At 45.8% G+C, this 25,502-nt stretch carries 9 protein-coding genes and 1 pseudogene; 1 reads left to right on the forward strand and 9 read right to left on the reverse strand.

All coding sequences use genetic code 11. The features are described 5' to 3' along the window. Positions 1 to 454: 454 nt before the first annotated feature. Positions 455 to 6,664: a S8 family serine peptidase gene (locus SMSP2_RS03840; protein WP_146682695.1), complete on the reverse strand. Its 6,210-nt coding sequence runs from the start codon at positions 6,662 to 6,664 to the stop codon at positions 455 to 457. 67 nt (positions 6,665 to 6,731) lie between these two features. Then, positions 6,732 to 6,962: an integrase core domain-containing protein gene (locus SMSP2_RS15225; protein WP_146682696.1), complete on the reverse strand. Its 231-nt coding sequence runs from the start codon at positions 6,960 to 6,962 to the stop codon at positions 6,732 to 6,734. 9 nt (positions 6,963 to 6,971) lie between these two features. Between SMSP2_RS15225 and SMSP2_RS03850 the strand changes: the two are divergent. Then, positions 6,972 to 7,181, forward strand: a pseudogene (locus SMSP2_RS03850) (transposase); the annotation flags it as partial. Positions 7,182 to 7,756: 575 nt separating this feature from the next. On the opposite strand, the gene SMSP2_RS03855 reads toward SMSP2_RS03850, so the two are convergent. From SMSP2_RS03855 to SMSP2_RS03885, 7 genes are all read right to left on the reverse strand, one after another. Then, entirely contained in the window at positions 7,757 to 12,169 is a 4,413-nt protein-coding gene (locus SMSP2_RS03855; protein ID WP_186804844.1) for a glycosyl hydrolase family 28-related protein, read from the reverse strand. A 217-nt stretch (positions 12,170 to 12,386) separates the two neighbouring features. Beyond that, positions 12,387 to 14,891 carry a hypothetical protein gene (locus SMSP2_RS03860; RefSeq protein WP_146682698.1) on the reverse strand — a complete coding sequence of 835 codons (2,505 nt, stop codon included), beginning with the start codon at positions 14,889 to 14,891 and terminating at the stop codon, positions 12,387 to 12,389. A gap of 172 nt (positions 14,892 to 15,063) precedes the next feature. Further along, positions 15,064 to 15,894, reverse strand: coding sequence for a PEP-CTERM sorting domain-containing protein (locus tag SMSP2_RS03865; protein WP_146682699.1), 831 nt, complete (start codon positions 15,892 to 15,894; stop codon positions 15,064 to 15,066). Positions 15,895 to 16,013: 119 nt separating this feature from the next. Beyond that, entirely contained in the window at positions 16,014 to 16,976 is a 963-nt protein-coding gene (locus SMSP2_RS03870) for a type II secretion system protein (protein ID WP_146682700.1), read from the reverse strand. 227 nt (positions 16,977 to 17,203) lie between these two features. Next, positions 17,204 to 18,634 (reverse strand): sulfatase, encoded by a 1,431-nt coding sequence (locus tag SMSP2_RS03875; protein ID WP_146682701.1) that lies wholly within the window; start codon positions 18,632 to 18,634, stop codon positions 17,204 to 17,206. A 4-nt stretch (positions 18,635 to 18,638) separates the two neighbouring features. Then, positions 18,639 to 21,560, reverse strand: coding sequence for an alpha-mannosidase (locus tag SMSP2_RS03880; protein WP_146682702.1), 2,922 nt, complete (start codon positions 21,558 to 21,560; stop codon positions 18,639 to 18,641). 120 nt (positions 21,561 to 21,680) lie between these two features. After that, positions 21,681 to 25,400, reverse strand: coding sequence for a glycoside hydrolase family 2 protein (locus tag SMSP2_RS03885; protein ID WP_146682703.1), 3,720 nt, complete (start codon positions 25,398 to 25,400; stop codon positions 21,681 to 21,683). Between the last annotated feature and the right edge of the window lie 102 nt (positions 25,401 to 25,502).

Below are 25,502 nucleotides of genomic sequence, written 5' to 3' on the forward strand. Positions count from 1 at the left end.
AATGGGCAGTCAAGACTGCCTTGGCGGCTTATAAAAAGTTACAGAAGGACTGCTTGATTTTTTACGGTACTGACAGGTAGTAATAGCCGGGGCCATGAGTTTTTGGACAGCACGGCATCTCCCAGAACTTTTGCTGTTCAATATCTGACTGTTTCTCAATGCTCATAATTTATCTCCAATAATTATGATGAGCAGCATTATCAACTTTTCAAAGAAACAAACAAGGTGCACTTGGTCGAGACCTTACTCTTTAGCTGCACTTGAGCATAGTAATTTGTGAAATGCATACTGGAGCAGCCAAAGAGCTGGATAAAAGTGCAAAAAAAAATTCGCACACATGAGTGGTTGACAAGTACAGATAATATCGATAATATAACGACTCTACGGCAAAACGTCCTTTCAAAATGACCTGTTTTCAGCGCCGCTTAACACCCTACTTGCGTTTTGGCAACCTTTAAATATCAGTATCCTGTAGAATTAACAGCCAATCATCTGTTAGAGTTGCAAGATCTCCAACGTCAATTATATTGTATGTAGGCTGTGATATGTTACAGGTCGGATCCCAATTGGTATCATCAGGTTCACTGAGCCAAGAATTCGCAAGAAACACAAAATCAATTATATTGACTACCTTGTCTCCATTAAAATCAGCGAGAGAAACTTTGGTCTTTACAGATCCGTCTTGAACTGTTGTTTCAAGATTGCCTTCGTTGATTTTTGCAATTAGAAACGATACTGGAACTGCTGAATCTGACATACCAATAACTTTAAAAGTAATCTTTGCAATTGTACCATCAGTAGTTATAGGTTCGGCCCCAGCTAAAGCAATCCTAATCTGCTGATCCTCAATATTTGATGCAATTGCCATATTTCCAGCTACTTCCCCGCTAGTTACAGAATCAACAGCGAGGATATTCGAGTCGTAGGATACTGTCAAGTCAGTTGAGTAGACTTCAGCATTAACAAGTTCTGCCTGAACAGGAACAACCACTTGACCGTCGATTTTACCAATCTCATCCAGCAGAATTAGTTTCACATTGGAGGTTCCATTGTCAATTGACGACAGTTTGAGAGCATTGCTCTCGGGGCTGCTGGCTTTCCAGTTACCTGAAACATCTCCTATAAGTATAGCAGTAAAGTTCTGGTCGTTCTGGTCACCATTGAGCAAGGGGAAAGTCAGTTCGGAAGGATTGAAATCCCACACCTTTCCAGCACCAGGAAATGGCACTTCTATTAACCCGACTGCCTTCTTAAGTATATACGAAGCATCCATAGATGAAACCGTCCCATTTCGGGTTACATCCCCGGCCAGAGTTTCTTGCGATGATAAGGATCGTAATCCAGCTTCAGATTGAAGGATAAGTGAGGCGTCAAAACTAGTTATTTCACTAATATCGTTGCTCTTAGTTGGTGTTAGTGCATATGAGCCTGTCGGCACATTCGAAATCGAGAATAAGCCGGCTTCATCGGACACATCTGAATGGATTCCAACACCAACCATAGATAAACTGACATCAGGGACGCTCCCTCCGCCAAAGTAGGATACGTTTCCTGAGACGGAAAAGAAACCGTTTACGACAAATGAGCCGTGACTCAAATCGTATGAAATTGTCCCCTCGTTCAACTCTGCAGACTCTATTGTTAAAGCTGTGGATGCAGACGGAGTACCATTGACTTCAAAGGTGATGCGAGCCAGCGTGCCTGTACCGCTTACTTCAGAGGCGTTAGCCATCGAAATTGATACCCTTCCGGGTGTACTTGTATTGGCAGAAAATGACCATCCTGCAGTTAATGTTCCAGTAGTGGCACTTTGAGCTGATAGAACGGTTGAGTCAAAGGTAATATTTACCGTTGTTGCACTCAAACCGCTTACATTTGCAGCTGATAGTTCAAGTTCAGCCAATGTACCCAGGTTTCCAGATGTGACAGGCATGGACAGTATTACTCCCTCGTCCCTGTACTGGAAGCCGTTTAAGAAGATAGCTTCTGTAATATCTGGGTTAGCGACCCTGACGTCGACCATAGCCGGGAAGTGGGGAGGGGCGGTACATATGATTTGGTTGCCGCTTAATACGACAATATCACTTGCCAGAACCTCACCAAAGAACACACTTGCTCCTTCCTGAAAAAGGACACCTGACAAATTAACTGAAGTACCACCTGCAGCTGGTCCGTAATTTGGTGTTACAGATGCCAAAGTAGGCGTATTTGTAACAATTACTGTATGTGGAAGTGCAGCTGTTCCGTCATAGGTATTACTGATGCCGTCACTAGCAATAATGTAATACTCTAGTCCTGGTGGCTGAACCCCTGAACCTGGAATTGAAGTAGTCCACTGATCTCCAGTCATATGCTCCATGGAGACGCTTTTGTATTCATCTTCGCTGTTCAATGCCCGGTAGTATACTGTTACATTCATTACTCGCACATTATCCGTAACATCGGCAGTAAGTCGCATGCTGAGTCCGGGAACTGCATTCATTTTGGGGGCATGAGCAATTACAGGAACTATAGTATCCAAAGCTGCTGCGGATGCTATGTTAGAAAAATTGGATTCTTCCAAATCGGTCTGTACCACAGTGAATTTATAGAAATTGGGAGCAGCCGGAGCAACACCCGTATCAGCATAAGATTCCAAGCCAACAGGAATGATTGTACCATTAACTTGTTCATATACCCCATCTATAGTATCTGAACGATAGAGATTGTACCCGGCTAATAAGTCAAAATCATCCTGTTGCCACATCAGATCGATGCGTCCTTCGCCACCAGAGGCCTGAAGTGTCATAGCAGCAACACCCATAGTTTTTAAATCAAATCTAAAACGTCCAACATCATAGCCTGTTACCAACCACGGGTCGTCAGCCGCCACCGCGTCTGAAATTCTCATTTGATGATAACCATCACCTGTCATTGGGGTCACAGTAAAGCTGCCTTCCCAGGTTCGGGCGTCTACCCATCCATCACCTATAGGACTGACCATAAAATCAGTGTATGGTGTGATCGGTCCAAAAGAGACAAAGGGCTGAGTATCGGAATTCATATCACGATTAAACACTACTTGGAATGTGATCTGCTCAGCACCAAATACTGGCACAGTTTCGCTGTCGGTACCATTTAGCATGACCCTTTCAACAAACGGATATGTAGATTCATAACCATTCTCCGGTGGCGTGCCGTAGTAAATACGAGCACTTGTGAAATCATCATAATAATCCCAGATAGCATGATCGATAAGTGTTGTAGAATCAGTGCCCCAGAAGTTATTATGCAGGTAGCATGTCATTTCATAATTATTGGCGGGGGCGATAATTCGCATCCAATGGTCCAGGTTGGGATCCCAATATTGACTCAGAAATGCGTTATAGCGAACCGGGTCGAGGGTCTCAGAACTCTGATTCTCTAAAACATAAGCTCCAAGGCTACCATTTTCAACTGGCCCAAGCAGATCGTCCATAGATATTCCTGCCGGCATTTTTAGGATGAATACGGTATGGGATACCAGCCATCCATCTTCATTTCTTTGGGAACTGGCTTTAATTGCGTTGATCCAATCTTGATGGAATAAAACAGTTCCGTTTTCGTTTGTACGTGCAATTATGACATTTTGTTTTAACTGTGGGGGTAAACTCACCGGATATCCTGTCGCCCAGTTAGTATATGTAACTGGGTTTTGATCTGTCCAAATATGAGTGTTGCTGCTCTCATCAAAAGTTAGTCCTATACAAAATGAAATACCCCTAGCACCTGTGTGGAACCACCACATATTAGCTTCCGTGTCTAAGTAGTTTCGCACGGATTCTTCTTCTTCGTAATTTAAGATCGAAGCCACATGTCCACCGTAATAACTGGCAATTAATTCTGCCAATTCCGACGATGGCCACTCCATGGGCAAAGCTACATACGCTGCCCCATAAATCTGCTGAAGATTTATAAAAAGGTCGGATGGATATGCACCATCAGGGTCCTTGCCTAGTGTTTCAAATGTTGAATTCTGTACTGGAGGGGTTATTGATATTGGATGTTTCTCCTCGTTATGGTTTTCTTCATTATCCTGCAGAAATGTGCAATTAACGAGATTACTGCCAAACATAGGCCATTGCCAGCCTGCATTAAACAGGCATGTGTCGTAATTGGTTGTTAGTATGGGGGACATTGGTTTCCAACGCTGGAACGGATCTCGCCATAGTTTATGAAATATAGTGTTTGATATGTAGCCTGCATTGATCATGGAGGGGTAAGCATCCCAATCAAGATAGCAGTGATCAATCCAGTTAATTCCCGTAAGGTTGGGGTTTCTAATATTCGTATAACTCAGATTACAAGAACCAGTGTTCTCGACAGTTATGTTAGTAGTCTGGCCGCTCACCATATACGATGGGAAAAGGGATACAGGTTGTTCAGCTGTCCCTTCTGCAAGCAGTTTGCCTCGTACGAGGACGCTTCCTGTCTGTGGCCCGGGGTTATACGGATCCTCACTCATTCCACCCCACTGAACTTGCGTCCCCGGACTAATAGCCAATGTAGCCTGTTGTTCAACCAGAACCGGCCCAGTTATTAGCCAGTAATCATCGGCAGTAAGTTCCGTATCTTCGCTGATTACAGATGGTACATCTCGACCTCTCTGAACTGGCATATGCAGGTATCCTGTTCGAGTATAATTATTTTGGTCATCAGGATCCAATGCATTAAGATAATTAATTGTCACTGTAAAGTAAACAATGTGATCATTCGGGCAATTAGGATCCACTGTGAATACAAATGGATTCTCCACACCGACTATCACTCCATCGTCGTCATAAATAAGACCATTGTCCACCGTGTTGAAAGAACCAATTCCGCCATAGTCAAACGTTTCTGTTCCGGTAACAATATTGACATACGGATCTGGCAACACAGCACCAGGGGCCCGAGCTTCGACCGTTACCATCAGGTCTTCAGCTAAACCCCAGCGGTTCATCAACTCGATTGCCAGGTGTACAGTTTCTCCGGCATCAACCCTGCCATCTCCATCGTTATTGCCGGCAATTGAGTTGTCTTCAAATATCCAGTCCTCAAAGGGATATACCTCTGGAACAGGTGATTCGGCGACTGCTGAGTAGGCATCTACAATATGGAAACTGCCTTCGCTATAATAACTTGAGCCCGCAATTTGACCCATTATGAATCTGTTGCTATACACTGCATGGTCAGGGTAAACTGATCTTATAAGTGCCGCAATTCCTGCCACAATCGGGGTAGCCATCGACGTACCGCTCCATTTTGCATATTGATTATTTGGCAAGGTACTGTATATTTCGACCCCAGGTGCCAATGCCTCATACTCAATACGTGTTGGAATCCAGCTGTCGTAATTCGAAAAATTCCAGGCAACCCCATCATTTTGTGTCGATGCCATAACTCCTAAAACCCAGGGTAGGGCAGCAGGGTAGTGTGGCGATTTAGGTACATTGGGTGCATCTTCGGTTTTTGCTGCATCATTTCCGGCAGCAGCAACCAATACGGCCTGGCTAAATGCAACGGAAAGAGCATCTTCAACGATCTGAGATCGGTGTGGACTGCTAAAGCTCATATTGATGACATCTGCTCCATTATCCGCTGCATACATCAGGCCTTCGGCAATATCATCTATTGCAAGTGCTCCACTATATTGAGCTGACCTAATTGCCATGATTTGTACGTTGAATGCAACACCTACACCCCCACGACTATTAAAGCCCGTTGCTCCTATGATCCCGGCTACATGTGTCCCATGGCCGTTCAAGTCAATCGGATCTCCCGAGTGGCTCCTTTCATCTGATACTACGCTACACCCATACATGTCATCAACAAAACCGTTGCCATCATCATCAATCTCATTACCAGAAATCTCCCCGCCGTTTATCCACATGTTCCCAACAATATCCTCATGCGTATAGTCAACACCAGTATCTATTACAGCTACAATGACATCTCTACTACCACCGGGATTAACTCCCGTGCTTTCCAGATATTGCCACGCTTCTTGTATACGTATGTTTGTTAGGTACCACTGATCAATGTAACCTGGGTCTGTAGCTGTCTCAGGCAGAACAGCAAGTCGCCATTCGTGATTTAACTCAGCTGCCTCAACGTCTGGATCTGACAATAACTGTTCCAATACTTCTTGATCGTTGGCACCAGTCGGAACGATAAGCTTATACCAGCGAAACATATCTGATCGCTCTGCGGCTCCTTTAAATGGTTTTACAGGCTTTTTTCCCTTTTTACTCTTCGGTAAATCCTTTTTAAACCGAGAAAACAATTGGTGAGCCTTGTCAATACGATGTTTTTTGAGAATTATCTCAAGAGAGCTTAGGTCGTTATCAGCTGTTTTAGTGGCCTTTTGATTTGATGCCACAAGTTTCTGTTCTGAGACTGAATTCTTCTTTAATTTGACTAGTATTTCACCCGTAATGCATTCGTCTCCTGAAAGTTTGACAGGCTTGTCAATGTTATTCTGTGCTTGAGATGGAATTCCTATGGACTTCTTTGATGTCTGCAAATGTTTAGTACGTCCACCAGTTACAATATTATGAGAAAAAAGCAGGAATAGCATTATTGTAAACAGTGATGATGTAATAGCTATATTTCTCTTAATAATACTCTCAAACCAGTTTGTGAAAACAATTCTTGATTTATTCATTTAAGTTCCTCCTTTAAGAATATTCAAATACAATCCTGATCTGCCCCATTTTTTAGTCCAGTGTTAATTAAAATATTTCCTCTTTACTGAATCCATATTTCTGTCTTGAAACTACATTATTTATACTGTCTTTGCAGCAACCTGTTTCGATACACAGCCGTCCGAAGTCAGCCGGTGTCATACTTGACAAAGAGCTGTGAGGACGATAGTGATTATAATCCATCCGCCAGCGGTTTACAACATATTTTAGCTCTACCAAGGATAAAAATATCTCACCGTTGATCAATTCATCCCTCATCCGAGCATTAAATTCTGGTTAGGTGTTATTACTGAGCTTAAAAATCGCAACATCAAGGATATCGTTATTGCCTGCGTAGATGGCCTCAAGGGCTTTCCAGAGGCGATTGAGTCTGTCTTTCCCCAGACACAGGTTCAGCTCTGCATAGTGCACATGATCCGCAACTCGGTCAAGTATGTTAACTGGAAGGACCGTATGTGGTTGTTAAGCCAGCGTAGGACCACTTGACACACAAGTTTATGTCATTGTAAGCGTGTCACTTATGTGTCCAGAGACGTAATTTGCATTTTGAGTGTCAATCGGCGCTTTAAATTAGGCGTGTGGTAAAATATTCATAACTCTCTTGAATTATGCTGATATTATGTCATTTAATTGTTGAACAGTCAATGTTTATGTTATTATTTTGCCATGGAGGATTTTAACAGCACAACTCTATATCTAAGAAATGGCTGACAATTTCGGTAATAGCTAAGATCATGAGTTTATTGCGGAAAGGAATTGACACTTCAAAACGAGGCATGGCAGCATGAAAAGACTGCCTTGGCGGCTTATAAAAAGTTACAGAAGGACTGCTTGATTTTTTACGGTACTGACAGGTAGTAATTGCCGGAGCTATGAGTTTTTGGACAGCACGGCAGCAGAAAGCCTTGAATTTGCTCAAAGTGAGTTTGCAGCCAGAAGAGCCAAATGCGTTTTCAATTTAACTTATTCTATAGAAAGGAATTAACGCAAAACTCATTGTTGAAGTTAAGTTTAGTTATGAATAACTGTGAAGGCTTAGGTTTACGAGATTTTCACTGAATCCTTAGATTTCCTATGCTGGTAACGTTGTTTGTATTTGCCGGCATCTGGTCCTGGCTGGTGTTTATGATATTGCCAATGAACAATCCATTCGCATTCTGATCAATCGAGAGGAAGGGCCGCGGCGGTGAGAGGTAATCGCTCAAATTGCCGCCAAGGTTATGCAAGTTTCCGTTTTCATTGATCTTAAATGTGCCTTGCTCTGCGTCTCTTGCAAGATGGAAAAGTTGGAGCCTGACATCACCGCCATTTATAACCGCACTGTACTGGTGGGTTCCCCAGCCGGCTGAGCAGAACATTCTAAAGACGCTCTCGAGGTCCGGCCCTGTTTCGAGGTAACGCCCCGAAGTGCCGTTAACCGTGACTATCTGGGAGTTGATCATATCGAGGCCCTGGATGCCTATATGGTCAATCTGCAAGGCGTTAGTACACTGATCCACACCCATCCCCAGACAATAGCCGGAAGGCCCTGAAGTTCCCTCCTTGACAAGATGAAACCCTCTGCGGCCGCCAAAGACAAAATTTTCATGCAGAATTTGATTGTTCATGTTGCCGAACAGGTATGGAGCCGCGTCCCGCCAGAGTATCTTATGGATATTATCTGCGGTACCATATGGTATGCTTTCGTAGTATGCCCCTTGATGCGTATAGGCTGACGGGTTAAACTGGCAATTATGGATCTGGCCGTCCGTAGAACCGCCGCCGACATGGATGCCTGTTTTGAGTGCGGTTGAGAGTATATAGTCAATATAGTGCCTGTCGCAGCGGTGTGTTGCTAAATCCAAAAGCTGATATGGTATTGTTGCCGCCAGGTTGACGGCATAAACATCACAGCCAAGACCCCGAATAAGAAATGGATACGGCACCATACCATAATTGAGAGTATCAGATCCATCATATACCTGTTCAGGATAATGAAATGTCAGGCCGCGTAATCCACTTCCCGCCGAGAGCTGAATAAAGGGAGTTCCGTCGGGATTATTACGTCCTGCGTAAATATTTATCAGGCTTCCCTTCTGGCGTGTTTCGTGCGGGGTATCGAATATTCCCCGCAGCTCAACTCCAGTCGGAACATTGAGGCTGGAGTACAAAGAATAATTGCCGCCGGGCACAAATACTATACCGCCGCCGTTTGATCCGGCATCGTTTAACGCGGACTGAAAAGCAGCCGCGGCATCCGCAGAGCCGTCAGATGCGGCATTGTAGGGTTCTTCTGTGACCACATAAACCTCTGCCCTGGATGGTTTTGGGAGATTATCAGGCTTTTTGTAGTCGTATGCCGGCAGCGGGTCAATGGAGAGTTCTCTGTGATCAACGTGGACAGGATAGATGGTATTGTTCACTATTTGCGGCGAGGCGGCAAATGTATTGCCCAGTATAGATGCCCCGTGAACGCCTTCGGCCAGCTCTATGTGATTGGTGCCTGAAGATGAAAAATTTGAGTTTATAACAGAGATGTAACCGCCATCGAGCCTTACAGCTCCCTGCTGGATATGGCAGGACATCATCAGCACCCTTGCAGGGCCTTTGCTGTATAACGCATCTGATTCTGCGTTTATGCTGCATGTGTGAAACATTGTCGCTTCATTATACTCATCACTGAGAAAAACGCCTGTTTGTGCATTTTGAATATCAAAACGGGTAAACTGGTAACCTGCATACGCATTGGCTTGAACATAAATACCAGTCTTACAGTTTTTAAGAGTAAAATCGTATGACTGTCCGTTGGGGTGTTTGCCGTCATATCTGGAGGGTCTGAGAGCAAAGCCTATGTTGTAACCCTCTACCGTAACATAGCATGAATACGACCAGTCGATACGCCGGACTATAAGGCCCGTGCCGTTGTTGTATATCCATGAGGCGTGTTCATTAGATGTCGGTGAGCCGGGCAGAGCTGAACCTGCCCAGAAAGCCGGCGAGAAATGTACACTTTCGATCCTGCCGATATCTGCCAGACAGTCATACTCAATGCCGGTTTTAAGAGGTGTTCCGTAAATATTGCGTAGGAATGGCCGTGCCGTTGTTGAATTTTGATATGATGTAAAACCAAAGTAGCAATTAACAAAAGTTACGTTTTCTAATGTAAAATTAGACCCTGAAATACGCTGGAATGTCGGCGGATATGGCTGAATATTGTCAGGTTCCTGTTCGGGGTACCATACACTTATTCCCTTTACGCCCGAGCTGCCGCTCAAGCTGATAAAGGGCGGAGCGTTCTCATTTGCTCTACCGGCGTATGCCATTATTATAGTTCCGGTGATCGGACTGCCGGGAGTTGGTTTCTGCCAATCGCCGCGAAGTGTGACACGAGATGGTATAGTCAGGTTCCCGGAAACTTTATATTTTCCCTCGGGCAAAAACAAGGCGCCTCCGCCCAGGTTGCTGATTGAGATCAGCGCAGCTTGTATTTTATCCGTTACATCTGTAACACCGTCAGCGACAATGCCGAAATTTTCTGCGCGGTAGGGGGTTACTATATAATCATCTGTAGTATATAAAGTTTCTTCTATCTGCCAGTCAGCGGCAGAGCTCTTAAGCCAGTTGGCCGCGATAATAGCGTAATCACGGTAATCAACAGTGCACCAACTGTCTAAATCAGCCTCACTGCCGCAGTCTTTAACAAGCCAGTCGGCAGAGAAAATCTCCAGGTCTGAACCGTTAACATGTCCGTCATTGTTAAAATCTCCAGCAACTCCGTCTATAGCTCTTATGGTATTTTTGCCGGGATTTGTTATATTATAATCATAGATTACTTTTCCCGTTCCGCCAAAAGCCGTTATCCTGCCTTCTGAGATAAAATCACTGATAACGCCTGTCTGGTCGCCGCCGCCAATAATTACAACCCCGTTGCTTATATCCATTTTGGAACGGCCCTTAATAGCATTTACACCCGCCCAGTAACTGAGGTTCAAAGTGCCCTCATTTATTTGAGCAATCCCATTTCCGCCGTTCCAGCCGAGAGAAAAGTTCTGTGAGACATTTACCTCACCGCCGTTGATTTCGAGTGTGCCTATGCCGCCGGAATTCAATCCAATCCAAAGATGGCCCCCTGTATTTAAAACCCCGTCATTTTCTATAATCATCTTAGCAGGGTAATTGTAACCAATTCCGGTCCATAGCTCCCCGGTGGTCAAATTTCCGCCTTGTGCAATTCGGATTATTCCCCCTTCACCTCCGTCACCCTGTACTATCTGCCGGCAGAAATGTGAGCCTGTAACCACAGCTTCTGCCGCGCCGGGTCTGTTAAATACACATTTAAAGTTTCCCTCCGGCCGTGCATAAGATGCAGATGTCCAGTTCTGTGAATCTCCCCAGCTGCCTGTTTCAGGCGGGAATATCCCATTGGCTTGCGGATCCCATACTATAACAACTGTATCCGTTGTCCAGGTATAAGCGCTATAAATTGGAGAAGCCTGTCCTTCATTTCCTGCGGCATCTCGCATTTTGACCGTATAGCTGTATAGTGTTTCCGGCTCCAGTCCCGAATCGGTGTAGGTAGTTGAGCTCACCCAGCCGCTGTCTGAGCCGCCGGGATTTTCGGTAATTTCATCAAAGAAGTACTCCAAGGGTTCGTTTAAATCAGAGCCTGCTGCCGCGGTCATAGTGACGGCGGTATCACTGATCGCTCTGGGCTCTTCAGCAAAGAGAGCCGGATTGGGTGTTGGAGGGTCTGTCTCGAGTGCAGTTGCCATTATAGTAGTTTTGCCCGGGAATGTCTGGTCGTAATCAGCAACAACCTCTCCGGTTCCGTCGTAACCGGTTATTTTTCCATCTGAGGCATAATCATATACACTCGAAGTGTAATTACCTTCAATAACTATCATTCCCTTTTTTATGTTAATGCAAGAGTCTCCGCTGATCGAGCGTGTTTCGTGAAAACCGCTGATATTGATAGAGCCGCCGTTGATATAAACATATCCTGTTCCGCCGGACCAGCCCAGGCCCAATGTTCCTTCTACGTTTATTTTACCCCCATTAACCACCAAGGTTCCCTGACCGCCGGCGGAATATCCAATCCAAAGATGCTCCGCAGCGTTGTAAGTGCCTCCTGTTTCAACGATCATCTTCGCTTTTCGGTTGTAGCCTATTGCTGACCATGTTTTATCGCCCTGAGTCGAGCGTCCGGTTGTGAGGCTGCCGCCGCTTATGATTCGTATCAGGCCCGCATCCAGGTCGCCGTTATCCCCGGCAACCATCATCGTTGATGATTGAACATCAGAAACGAGGCATTCCGCCTGGCCGCCAATATTAAACACGGCCTTAAAATCACCGGGAACCTCGCCGGGTGTCCAGTTCGCCCCTTCAGCCCATTCACCCTGCAAGGGAGGGTAAACACCGTTCGCGGCAGGATCCCACACCGCAGTTTCAACCCCGCCGGCAATGCTTTCGAGAAGAATTATCAGCACAGGCAGAATCCAGATTATATCACTCCAAACTTGCAAACGCTTTGTCTGTATTTTAATTAGAGATATGAATTTTTTATTTATACGTTGGAGAGAACAGGGGATTCTGGGATATTTGGTCATGAGTATAATCCACTTCTTAAACAGTTTTAGAAAATGAACAGGACAGGCAGCTACCCTGTAACCGCCTGTCCTGTAGGGTTATCAGCTAAATTTAGTATTATGCTCCCTGAAGCCATTCACGAAGCATCAGTTCAATATCATCAAAATTGACAATGCAGTCGCCGTTATAGTCAGCAAGAGGGCTTTCGCAAGCGGCTGAGACCTCTATGTCGTCAATATCGATAACGCCTGCACCGCCAGTGATTCCTGTATCCTTGGTTATATGCAGGTTGATTTTGGCAATATCACCCGCCTGGGCCTGAATGGAGCCAAGGTCAACGACCAGCTGTTCATATACTCCCGCCGGCTCATCAACAGCAGTGACTGCCGAAGCCAATACTGCATCGTTTGCACTGAGCAGATTGACAGCAAAAGATGATACCTCACCGTTTTCTGCGCCGCGATTGATCCAGATTGTCATCCTGGAGTAATCGGCCGGATTCAGTGGAGTATCAAGCGTCAATATGATACCGGCTATATCCGAATACTCGCTGCCTGCTGCAACGTCATACTCCCATCGAAGGGCCTTGCTGCCGCCGTGTGCTTCTGCCGGATTTGTGATAAGGCTGATGGCAGAGTAGAAATCTCCGAGTTCAATCTCCCAATTACTGTTGTTCAGATCGGTATAGGACTCAAAGTCGTCAATGACGGTTGACTCTGTAGCCGATGTGTCCAGCTGCCAGTCGGCAGCTATCACGGCGAAGTCGGGGTTATTGACCATACCGTCACCGGTAAGATCAAAGTAGCTTTCAGGGATAATACGCCCAACCGCGTCAAGTTCGTTGATCCTCGGGCCCGATGCCTCTATATGCCCGGTGAATTCAGCTCGGAAATTCCGCGCCCTTACCGGAGTCTCAAGCACCGCCTGACCGATGAACGGGCCGTCATTGGGTACCGGAACATCGCCGTCATACAGAACCACGTCGTAGGTATCCGAATTAATGGACATCGCCCTGATTGTAACATGGTTTACTGCTCTGTCGGGATCTGCCGGTTCCACACCCGGGAGAGGCTCTTCGAGAGCGTCATGACTAACCTTGAATGATAGAGATTCTACCTCTACAATATTGTCTGTTGCCCAGTCGATATAGTAAATATTAGGTCCGAGCAGGGAATCACTGTCAGCGGGTATATTGTCTTCAAATATCGTTTGAAGCGAATCAACGCCTTCACCTTCTTCAAAGCTGTTTGCCGCAGGGAAGTCGCCTTTAACTGGTGCACTGTCAATGATCGACAACCTTGCTGTCTCCCATACCTGAGAGATAGTGCTCAGGTCTTCTTCAAAGGTACCGGTTGCCGAAAGTTCCTGGATACGCGGCCCCTGGTCATCATTGCCGGTGAACTCAACGCGGTAATCAGTCGCCACAACCGGGAACATAACATCCATCGTCATATCTGTGAGATCGTAAGGAGTATCAATGGGCTGCCCATACAAGACAATATCATAAGTTTCACTGCCCAGACTCTTGGCAAGCAGTCTGAAATAATTGATCGCTCTTGCAGGCTCGGGTTCGGGATCCTGATTCATTTGAAGCCGCAGGGTATTGACCTTTGCGGGCTGGTTTGTCGAAAATTCAACATAGTAAACCGCGCCTGCTCCGGCCGGATCAGCCTCGAAGATTGTCTGCATATCATTGACAGTGTAACCGTCCTCAAACATGTTTTCGATCGCAAACTCCAGGGATTCGTCTTCCGTGGTTTCCGGGTCATCCTCTGGCACTATATGCCGGCTGGCATCTGTGATGGTGATATTGCTCAGGTCGAACAGGGAAATAATGCCGGTTACAATTGTCTTGTCCATCGCCTCGTCCCAGACAGTAACTACCTCTCCTTCTCCGTCGCAGCCGATGATTCTGTCCACATCAGAAAAAGCATCAATCTTGCTCTTCTGGTTGCCGTCAAGGTAGATAGTGCCGCCGGATAAAATGTTGATAAGAGAATTTTCATTGATTGAAACATCTTTTGTAGGATCGGAGAGACCTTCAGCATTGAAATTATGCAGATCGAGGATACCTCCGTCATAAACGTTGATAAAACCAGTGCCGCCATTCCAGCCAAGACCGGTCATTTCATTTACTCGAACATAACCATATATGTCGATAGTGCCGGTACTGAATGTCTCATCTAAATTTTTCAAAAAGCCTACCCACAAATGCTGGCCGAATGTAACACTGCCGCCTGCTTCGACGGTCAAAGTACAAAATCCTTTGTTGTAGCCAACAGCAGACCAGGCTACGCCTGTGGTAATGCTGCCGCCGTCGGCTACTATAAGTGGTGCTGTAATGCCGCTGCCATCCTGACCTAAAACCAGCTGATTTACTACTTCCTCAGTTACGACTGTGCACGGCCCGCCATTGTCATTTACGAATACAACCTTGTCCGTATTTCCGGGCAGATTTTGTGTTTGAACCCAGCCTGCGGTGTTTTCAGTCCACCTGCCGGGAGTATCCCAGTTGGCGGGAGTTTTATCTGTCCAGCCCCATCGGAAATCTGCCGACGCGAGAGATGCTGCGAGCATAATCACAAATGCGCACAATGAACTCATCTTTATTTTCGTTGTCATAATTCCAATCCTTATAACAATACAATAATTATTATTTTACAAGCCTCTATTAAAAAGCTCAACGCTGATTTTTATGTATAATATCAGATCATGCAGACTTATACCTGAATATCTGAAAAAAACGGGCAGAGTTCAAAAATCCCCCTGCCCGGTTATACGTTAAAGAGAAATTTTAGCGTTTTCTTCTGATAAACAACCCGCCAAGTGCCGCAAACAGCATTGTAGCAGGCTCAGGAACAGTAACTATGCTCAATAGCTGAGCTTCGCCTGTGTCCTCAGTAGATATCTGGACGTTTCCAACGACACCGTTACCAAGTATTTTGCCGGCAGCTATATAGCTTTCGAGTATGTCCTGGTGACCCAATATTTCAATTCTGCCTGTGCCGGTTATATCAATTGCAGAGCCATCCATAATTGAGTTTGTTGGGTGCATCTGGTAAAGATCTAAGAGCCCGCCGTCATTGATATTGACAAACCCAATACCGCTGCCGTTACCGTCCGGCCAGCCAAGGCCAATCTGCTCGCTGACACTAACAGTTCCGCCATTGATGTTAATAATACCGGTAGAACCCGTATTGAATCCAACCCACAGGTGCTGTCCAAAGGTGACGCTTCCGCCAGTTTCAACGTTCAGAACCGCAGTTCCTGCGTTGTAGCCGACAGCAGACCAGACAACTCCGGTTGTCAAGCTGCCGCCATTTGCGATAGTCAGCGGTGCAGCTACGCCGCCTCCGTCCTGCCCTAAAACCAGCTGATTTATTACTTCATTAGTAACAACTGTACATTCCGCGCCATTGTCGTTTACAAACACGACTTTATCACCGCTGCCGGGAAGGTTATTTGTTGTTACCCAGCCTGCAGTATTTTCAGTCCATCTTCCGGGGGTATCCCAGTTCGCTGGAGCAGGGTCTGTCCAGCCCCATCTGAAATCAGCTGATGCTACACCTGCGAATGCAACCGCGACAAGCGCACATATTGATAAAATCCTTATTTTAGTTGTCATCGTTTTCTCCTTACGACAAAAATAATATTTATTGACTCTTACTATAAGAGTACCACTAACAAATTTATGATTGTTCAGCCGAAGCCATTAAATGTATTCTGACTTTAATAAATGCAGGTCTATGGCCAGCCAACTCTGGTTCCTTCGACCCAGCCTACGTGTGTATCTGCGAAAAGTACGGTTGTACCGCCGCTGTTACCTCTCTTATGGCTGCCGTAGTTCCATATCGAGCCGTGGGGGTCGTTGTCTGCATAGTTGTCATACTGGCCTGCCTCACAGAAAACAACAGTCGCCTCTGCCAGGCCTGCGGATTTAATCCTCCTGGCAGCACTCGAATCCCACTGAACCGGAGAATCAAGCATCTCCTGGAGGCTGGGTTTCTTACCATTAGCGGAATCATAGCTGTTCCATGTCATTGTACCGTATTTGATAGTACCATGCGGGGTACCCATCGGGTAAACTGTCCAAGGCTGGTCGGTACCGTTCCATTTGGGCCTCTTCCATCGCCATACACTGTAAGAATCAGAAAAGCCGACTCTTTTAGTTTCATCGAATATCTTGCCCGATATATTTACGCTGCCCCGTTGAGTGTCGATACCGGCACTTTTGTTTCGAATAAACGGGCATACAAAGTATTTTGGCAGGTAACTCTCAAAGTATTCGTCCCGCAGACCTCTTCTGTTACTTCCATACCAGTTGCCTCTGATCCCCTCAGGGTCAAGAGTATCGGGAAGACCTTTTAGCTCAGGACAATAGTCTTTAAGGGCCAGAGAGAGAGAGATAGTTCTAGGGGGAACAGTTAAATCCGCCCAGTGTCTGTTGAACAATACAGGCACCTTGCCGTTATTGTCAGCCTGGTGGAGGGCTATCAGCGTGCCGATCTGCTTTGCATTCGCCTGGCAGGTAAGCGTTTTGGCGCTTTCCCTAACGCGGGACAGCGCCGGCATAAGGATTGCCATAAGCAACGCTATTATTGAAATGACAACCAGGAGTTCGATCAGTGTGAAACCGCGAAATGCAGATGGTTTCAAAGAATGGCTTTGATTTCCTCTTGAGAACTTTTTATCAACGGGCTTGATCATGTTTAAACCTCAAAAATTAATTATGGAAATATTATAGCCCAAACATGTATAGCATGTCAATCATTATTTCCAAAATTGTTAATATTTTTTTTAATGTTGCTAAATTCTTTATTTTAAAGTAAATGAAGCAACGCCTTGTCCAAAGATTCGGTTTTTGCCATTGCCGTAAGCATTTTTTTCAAGTTATTATGATACTTGAGCATATATTTTTAAGAAAACTCTTTTTTTCATACCATTGTCTCAACGAGTTTGTTGCGGCCGTTTTTAAGCAGTTCTTTCATGGATTTTTGAACATCTTCAAGACCTGGGGTATCTATCAGATTAAAGTATTCACTGGGATCATTATTGTGATCGTAGAGCTCTTTCCCGCGGCGGCCGTCATCGCCCCATTCAGTATATCGCCAGCGTTTGTTTCTTACAGAGCGTCCGGCTGTATCTCCGCGTTGAACCTGAGTAAAAGCGGCCTCTTTCCATTCCCGGGCAGGCTCGGCAATAAGAGGGGCAAACGAAATTCCCTCCAGTCCGAAGTCGTGTTCCAGGCCGCACAGGTGAGCTAATGTCGGATACAAATCTACAAGTTCGACTATTCCCCGTGTAGAGCCGCCGCCTTTTGTTACGCCGGGGACATGAGCTATCATGGGAACGCGTGCTGAATGCTCATAAAGCACGTTTTTGTTCCACCAGCCATGTTCTCCCAGGTTATAGCCGTGGTCTCCCAAAAACAGCACTATGGTATTATCCCACAGGTTGTCGCGGTCAAGCCGGTCAAGTATCTTGCCTATCTGGGCATCCGTAAAACTTACACAGGCATAGTAGCTGCGCATAAACTCTTTTCTTTCATGGTCTGTGAACTTTTCAAAAGCCTTTTTCCATTCGCTGCCGAATATAATCTCCGGTTCAGCCGTTTTATTGGAAGGGTCAGTTACGGGTACAAGCTCATTAAGCGGATACATATCAAAATATTTTTTTGGAGCGTTAAAGGGATCATGCGGCTTGTGGAATCCGGCCGCTATAAAAAATGGTTCGCTGCGATGTTTGCCAAGCAGATCAACGGTTATATCGGCGATCTTGCCGTCACTCATATCGCTGTCGCCGCACTGTGCAGCTCTCCAGCTGCACCATTTCACGGCTCCGCCGGTCATATTGCGGCTTTCGCCCGTGTTGGCGGCAGGGCTGTCATCCGGGTCGAACATCTGATCCCACGCGGCGGGGTCATCATGCTCTCCGGTGCCGTGGAATATCTTGCCAAGCCTTACTGTATGGTAACCGTTATCATGGAAGAGGCCGGGAAGTGTCTTTACATCCGGATTAAGCTCACGCATCGAGACGACATTGCCAAGAACACCTGTCGTATCGGGACGCAATCCCGTCAGGAAAGAAGATCGGCTTGGATTGCATACCGGAAACTGGCAGTAGGCCCGTTCAAAACGGACACCCTTTGCTGCAAGCCGGTCGATATTGGGTGTTTTGACCACGGGGTTTCCATAGCAGCCGAGAACATCTCGTAGATCCTCCACACAAATCATCAGCACGTTTCTGCCGTTTTGTACAATACGGGTTTGAGCCTTCCGGGACGCTGCAGCCAATGCACGATTACTGTTTGCAAGTACGGCTGTTCCAATCCCTGCGTATAAAAATGATCTTCTGTCAATACTCACGGCGTTAAACCTCACTTTTAAACTTTATTGTTAATATTTTTTTCCCCGAAAGAGCCACATGAACCCATCCGTCCGGGTCTATTTCAAGCTCTTTTTCCGGCAGCTCTTCGAGTGTAACCTGGATTGCCTTCTGCCACATTTTAGCTGATGTACCGGGGATATTGAATTCATTCTTCAATTGCTCAACCGGCGAAGAGCTTTTAGAGGCCTGTTTCCCTCCATTAAAGCGTACTCGTCCCGATACACTTTTATTGAGCCTGTTAAACAGGCGGATTACCCAGCCGTCACCGGTTTCACTACGTTTAACTGCACTTAAAGTAACGCCTTGCGGCTCAATCTCAACAAACGACTTGCACATAGGCTCTGTACCGTATTTAGACGGAGCTGTCTGGCAAACCCGCAAGGGCCTTACAAATTTTTCAGATGCCTCCCATACGCCTCCAAGATTCCACCCGTCCGAATGCGGCATCACCGCGTAACGGAAGCTGTGCCTGCCCAAACACTGCGAGCCGCTATCGACACTGCTGTAGTCTATCATTTCCTGGGTCACGCATATACGCATCGGAAAGCATCGAAGAAGTGTCAGGTTCAAGTTTCTCTGCGGATTATCCTGTGCCTCGTAAGCCTTGAGCCCTTCATTTAGCAATGCAAGACCATTCTCGCCGTCACTGATATCAACGAAGTTGTTCATGGGCTGCTCGGTCTGGATATCCTCATCAAAAAGCGCGGGATCAGGCAGTTTTATCTGCCTCTCCAGCACATCAAACTGCCCCTGGGCATGTACTGTGTCGGCGTTGATGCCTGTCGGAAAACAAACCTGGAGATAATGGTCTTCAACATTATTCTCAAGTTCTGTTTTTATCTCAACATAATCGCTGCCTTTACGCAGAGTGTAGTAATTCGTGATTTCGTAGGGTCTGAAAAACTCGCTTCTGAACTTGTCATCTGGTGTCCGGGCGGCGGGCAGGGACCAGTCAATTACAGCTTTGAGGCATGTTTCTAACTCACCGTCTGAGACAAGAGAGACCCTGGCGTTCTGGTTAAGTGTAGTAAACACCTGCTCGTTAGCCACATTTTTGTGTTCCCAGGGATTGCCGATTTCGCTTGAATCCCTGAAGTAGCCCAGATTTTTGTATTGCCTGCCGGTCTTTTTATATAAGAGATCAATAGTGCCGTTTGAATTTACCGTAACTCTAAGGTGCTCGTTCTCCATCGTCTGTTCGCCGCTGAGCATTGTTTTGCGGCAGGGGCGAATCTCATTTTTTACGGGCTTTACAAAGAAACTCGAATAGCCGTTTGCCGGCACATTTTTAATATCGAGAAGAGCTTCGTATCGCTTCATGTGGAACATATTAGCGGTATCGTTTGGCGACTGTACTATCTGATAAAAGGGCGATTCTGTGCGCATCAGCTGGAAATCTATTTTATTCCCGCGTGTATCGGTTATCTTGATGCCCTGGCTGTCCCACGAATCCGGCACCTGTATATACGCCTTGACTATTTCACGCCTGGCAAAATCGGCTGGATTGTAGGCAAGAATCGGCAGAATTTCTCTGCCTATAAGGTCACTGTAGTCAATACTGCCGGCAATCTTTGCCAGTGACGTCTCTGTTATGCAAGCCGCTATCTCACGTGCTTGTCTGCTCCTAAAGAGCATGTCCTGACTTATAATGTCCCTGCTGCAACCGCCTATGGAATCGTGGCCGTGGTTCTGCAGCAGCCATTTGTACGCCTCATCAAGGAAGCCTCCCGGAAAATCTGCCCCCAAGAGTGCTGCATAAACAGCCAGCGGCTCGGCGAGGTTTGTTAAATCATTTTCAGTCTTGAAGTTATCCTGTTTGATGTCCATTCTTGCTGATATTACCCAGCCGTAAAGTACACTTGTACTTCCTTCGGTGAAGTAGTGCCGCATCTCTCCTTTGACTACAGGAGCGTCTTCAGAAATGTTTCTGATAACCTGTTGCTGAAAATCCATAAAATTGCTGTGAAATACATCTATTGTTCCACCAAGTGCCTCATTGCAGTCACGGATCATCTGGATTTCGCGCATATCCGGGCAGGACGAATCATGCCCGCAAGACCAGAAACGGTGCGGGGTTGACCAGTCCTCGTTCTGTTCCTCAATTGCCTGATGAGCAAACTTGGAAATATTCTGTTTATGATAATTGAATGGAGCATGTGTGTATTGAGCGTCCAGAAGATTACCTTGAGAATCGATAATCTTGAAAGCGCCGCCGCTGTCCCAGCTGACAATCCGCTCGTCCACATCCTGCTGATTCCAGTACACAGGCCTTTGAATAACATACCACACATTGTAGCGTGGACGCTTGCCCAGGCGGGAGCAAACCAGCCTCGAGCCGTCCGGGCCTTGCCAGAATATTTCGGATTTAGGGGCGACAAGCGTATTTATGCCCCGGTAAAAGGCGGTAAAGTCTATGCCAAAACCCTTGTAAATCTGGGGCATCTGGGAAATCTGGCCCCATGAGAAAGGTGAATAGCCGCTTTTGCTGATGCCGCCGAATTTTCCGGCAATCTTATGCCCTAAAAGCAGGTTTCGTATAATTGATTCGCCCGAAACACAAAATTCGTCCGGCAGGCAGAACCAGGGGCCAATAAAAAGGCGTTTATTCTGAACCATTTCACGGATCGTATGCTCTTTTTCAGGACGTATCTCAAGGTAATCAAGGATGGGTATTGTCTGAGAATCCAAATGGAAAGAGCTGAAATCAGGGTATTTTTCAAGAGTATCAAGAAGCATATCCATCATGTAAACAAGCATATAACGGGTTCGCTGCATGGAGAATCTCCATTCGCGATCCCAGTGAGTGTTAGAGATGAAATGACATTTAATCTTATTTTTTGCCGGCTTGCTGTCCCGTTTCTTTGACAAAGCTTTATCAGATAATAAACTTGATTCCGGGGTCATTGTTCAGTCCTCGTTGGGATTATGTTTAAAACAGATCAATTGTTATACCACTATGGTATTTTATTCTTAAAATCAAACCAGTCAAGTGCTATGTTTTAATTTTTGTATTTTTTTTGTAATTTATTGGTTTTCTTTGAAATCATATTTCAAAATGTTCAATATCAATCTGCTGGCGACAGGGTCGAATTCAATTGCATCGGTTCTAATCTGCGCCGCAATAACTCTGCCTTTTCCATGTCGCAGGGTAAACAGAGGGCAGCCGCCAATTTTCTTATAATCAAGTGGTGAGTTGAGGTAACCGTGCCACTCGAGTGTTTCGGCAAGTGCTTTTATATCATTGCTGAAACGGTCGATTGTGTATCTTCCGCCTGCTGTATAGGGAACATTTCGTCCATCACTAAACCATGCAATATCAAGGGGTTCAATTCCGTCAAAGACTTTGCTTTCGTCATAATTCATTGTCACTATTTCATGTCTGTAATTCTTGTAAGCCAGTACTTTATCAGGAAAAAGCCTAACCACGGCAGGGCCGTTGTTCAGCAGAATGGCGTTACCGCCCGATGCTACAAAGTCAGCTGTTTTCTCATAACTTAGAGGCATATTTTCAAACCCGCCAATAATAAGTACGGATTTCCTGCCTACAAGCTCTTTCGGACTTTGGACGTCAACGGCATTCAGGCCGTAAAAATCCAAAAGTCTCCGTGCATTGGCGTCGCCTTCCAGCATATAATATGTCAAAGAAGTATTTGCCCCGCTGCCCATAGCCCAGTCTTTTTGCGCCGCGGTTATGTCATATTCGTTTTCGGAAATCAGCACGTCTTGAGAAATAACAGTGAGAGTAAGCCGGCAGTCAACTCTCAGCTCAGGGAGCTTTGAAGGTAATTTTATGGATACCTTTTGTTTGGCAGTCTGATAATATTCTAAATCATCGTAACTTACAGTTTTTTCCGCAAGCACCTCACTGCCATACAGAATACGGCATATTACAAGAGGGCTTTTAAGAACAGCAAATTCCAGTGAGTCATTAACAAGAGTAATGTCGGTATCTATGTTGTCGCCGGCGTAAAAATGCCTGCCCCAAAGTTCGGCACTGGCGAGCAGCGGCTGGTAAGCTGTCTTTAATCTCCTGGCGGTAAGCATAGGCGAAACTCTTTCGCTGAGGTGAGTGTTGTAAAACCATGTCTCAAAAGCGAACAGCATCACTCCGGAAGTGTTTTCATGTTCGACTCTTCGGAACATTTCCGCCAGCTCCTTTGTCATCATGCTGTGTCGGCCGATAAAATAATCTGGGTCACAATGCTCGTAGGCTTTCTTGCCGACGGTAGTCTGCGGTGTCTGATGTTCAAAAAGATAAAACCTTGTCGCAAGGCCGTCGTCTGAGCGGGGGTAGCCGGTCGATATCTCCTGCCCCAATGCAGGGCGGCCCGGAGTGCAGTAATCCCTGCCAAACTCCCCGTTAAAGAAATGAAACGTTCCCTTGTTGTACCAGTTAAAGTATCCGTGTGGATCGTCAATATCACCTTCATCGAAATTGTTGGCTTTTATAATTCGCTCATAACGGCCGCTTCTGACCAGATGCTTACGGTAATACGCCGAATCGGCTACTACGGGTCTGCTGGAGTCGACCGACCTGAGCGCATTTATTCCATCTGTGAGTATTGAACCCTTTTCGGTGATGACCTCATCGCTGTCGCCGAGCAGATAAAATTTCATCTCGTTATTCATAGTCCAAAGAAATATTGAAGGGCGGTTTCGGTTTGCTTTTACCAGGGCAGTGAATTCACGTTTCCATATTTCTATTGCCTCTTCACTTGGGATGTCCCGGAGCATAAGCCATGGCCAGGCACCCTCGAAGGATATCATTACGCCGGCTTGGTCAGCAGAATCCAGCCATTTTTCTGACCAGGGGCTGCAGTGTGTTCTTGTAGCAATTACATTATGATCAAGTGCAAGCTGCATGAACCTATCTGCCAGATCCTTGTCATAGGGGCGTATGTGACCGGGCATATGATTAGCGCCGCGAACCCAAAGCGGTCTGCGATTAAAATACAGCTGCTCATCTCTGAGTTCTATGGTTCTGAAGCCAACTTTTTCAGTTAAAGAGTCAACAATCTCATCGTTCTGGATGAGTCTGAAAGTTATATTGTATAGATTTGGTTTTCCAGGTGCCCAGAGCTTGGGTGAAACTTTGGGTGTGTTGAAATCCGCAGTCCGGGCAGATTTACCGGCAAGTTTAACTTTTTCAACGCTTCCGCCGCACAAAACTTCATCTGTAACGGCATCGTTAATTTCATAGGTCAGTTGAACATCTTGAGCTTTATTACCACTGTTTGAGTACTCAACCTGTATTTGAGCATCGTTCATAGAGGGCACAAAGTAGCAGTCTTCAATCTTTAGTTTGCTGCTGATGACGATCTTTGCGGTTCTCCATATACCTCCGGGGTCGCCCCGGTAAAAGCCTCTCTGAATATGTTTATCAAGAAGTTTTTGTGCCCTTTGGCCGCTGCTGAGCTTTTTTAGCCTTCCCTGCTGAGCTTCAGCAATAACATTCCATGCGTCGGCGTAATTATCGTCTATACTTTCAACGTCAACCAATGCGGAGCTCTCATCGTCCCAGTTTCTCCAGACATGTACCGCAAGTACGTTTCTGCCGGCTGTGACATGGTCGGTTACATCTAATTTCATCGGCATATACATTCCGATATTATCATGTATCTTATTGCCGTTGAAATAGATGCTGCTTGCTACTGCTATGCCGTTAAACTCTATTACGACCTTTTTCTCTATTGCATTTTTCGGCAGGTCTATGTAATGGCGGTACCAGGCGGAACGGGTTTTTTTGTAATCAAACGTATAAGCCTCACAACGCGCCGTTTCCATGCGATGAAATTTATCATTCTGGCCCTTATTGAATCCGTTGGTAAACTCACCTTCAAGCCAGCACTGCAAAGGAACCCAGAAATTGGGCACATCCATAACATGAGCTGTGCTGTCATCATAGTCTGTTGTGAACGGCTCGCCGCCGGCTTCATAATCAGGTATGAACAGCCATTTGCCATCCAGCTTTAACTCAACACGGTTTTCAGGAATTTCCTGCAGATAAAAAGGTTTATAACCGGCTCTCCGGCTTATCCTCTCTGCTTCTTTGGTTGAAGAGTTCTCGGCCGGGCTCTCGGTTTTCCGGAGCCCGTCAAGAGCGTCCGGAGCTAAAGGCTCAATCTTGATCCAGTCGAACTCGGTAGTGATATAACTGCCGCCCAGTGAGGCCTTTCCGCTGATAAACGGACTCTCTTCGTCGCTGACAACAATTCGGGGCTTATCTTCTTCGTTTAGATATACGGCTATCTTATCTCCGGCAGCCGCCACCTCAATAATATACCATTTTCCAGGGGAAGGAGAAAACTCTAATGGCTCAATTGCCAACAACTTATCGTAACCTTCAGCCCCATACCTTGCCAGATACAGATGGTTGTTATTTCCGCCGCGAAGTGCCGCAACATAGCGGAAGTCGCGGTTGTAATTCCGCAATCCCGCCCATATCTGCACCTGGCGGGCATCTTTCGGAGCCCTTGCCCTGAATTTGACAGAATAGTTACTCCAGTTTTGCTCACCGGCAGTTACCCAGCCGCCGGCAATTTTAAGAATACCATCATAAATGTCGAATTTCCCCCTCCCGTTAGTCAGCCAGGTACCTGTCTCGATTGAATTATGTGAAAAGTCGTCCTTAAAGACTGAAAAATTAGTATTTTCTTTCTCTCCATATTTTCCCCCTTCTCCGGCACTAGCGTAAATAGTTATTAGAGATACAGTTAGAGCTGCAAAAAGATATGGTAATTTCATAATATTTTCTCTTGTTAAAGTTTATTTAAAATAAAGACATCAGTTAGTATAAAAATACACCTAAAAAGTCAAGCCTTTGTTGTGTGTTATTATGAAATTTAT

The organism is Limihaloglobus sulfuriphilus, from assembly GCF_001999965.1.
Classification (GTDB): Bacteria; Planctomycetota; Phycisphaerae; order Sedimentisphaerales; family Sedimentisphaeraceae; genus Limihaloglobus; species Limihaloglobus sulfuriphilus.

Bases quoted from the DNA above. Each gene is read 5' to 3' on its own strand.
- SMSP2_RS03860 (WP_146682698.1), bottom strand. From the start codon at position 14,891: ATGACAACGAAAATAAAGATGAGTTCATTGTGCGCATTTGTGATTATG.
- SMSP2_RS03885 (WP_146682703.1), bottom strand. From the start codon at position 25,400: ATGAAATTACCATATCTTTTTGCAGCTCTAACTGTATCTCTAATAACT.
- SMSP2_RS03880 (WP_146682702.1), bottom strand. From the start codon at position 21,560: ATGACCCCGGAATCAAGTTTATTATCTGATAAAGCTTTGTCAAAGAAA.
- SMSP2_RS03840 (WP_146682695.1), bottom strand. From the start codon at position 6,664: ATGAATAAATCAAGAATTGTTTTCACAAACTGGTTTGAGAGTATTATT.
- SMSP2_RS15225 (WP_146682696.1), bottom strand. From the start codon at position 6,962: ATGAGGGATGAATTGATCAACGGTGAGATATTTTTATCCTTGGTAGAG.
- SMSP2_RS03865 (WP_146682699.1), bottom strand. From the start codon at position 15,894: ATGACAACTAAAATAAGGATTTTATCAATATGTGCGCTTGTCGCGGTT.
- SMSP2_RS03870 (WP_146682700.1), bottom strand. From the start codon at position 16,976: ATGATCAAGCCCGTTGATAAAAAGTTCTCAAGAGGAAATCAAAGCCAT.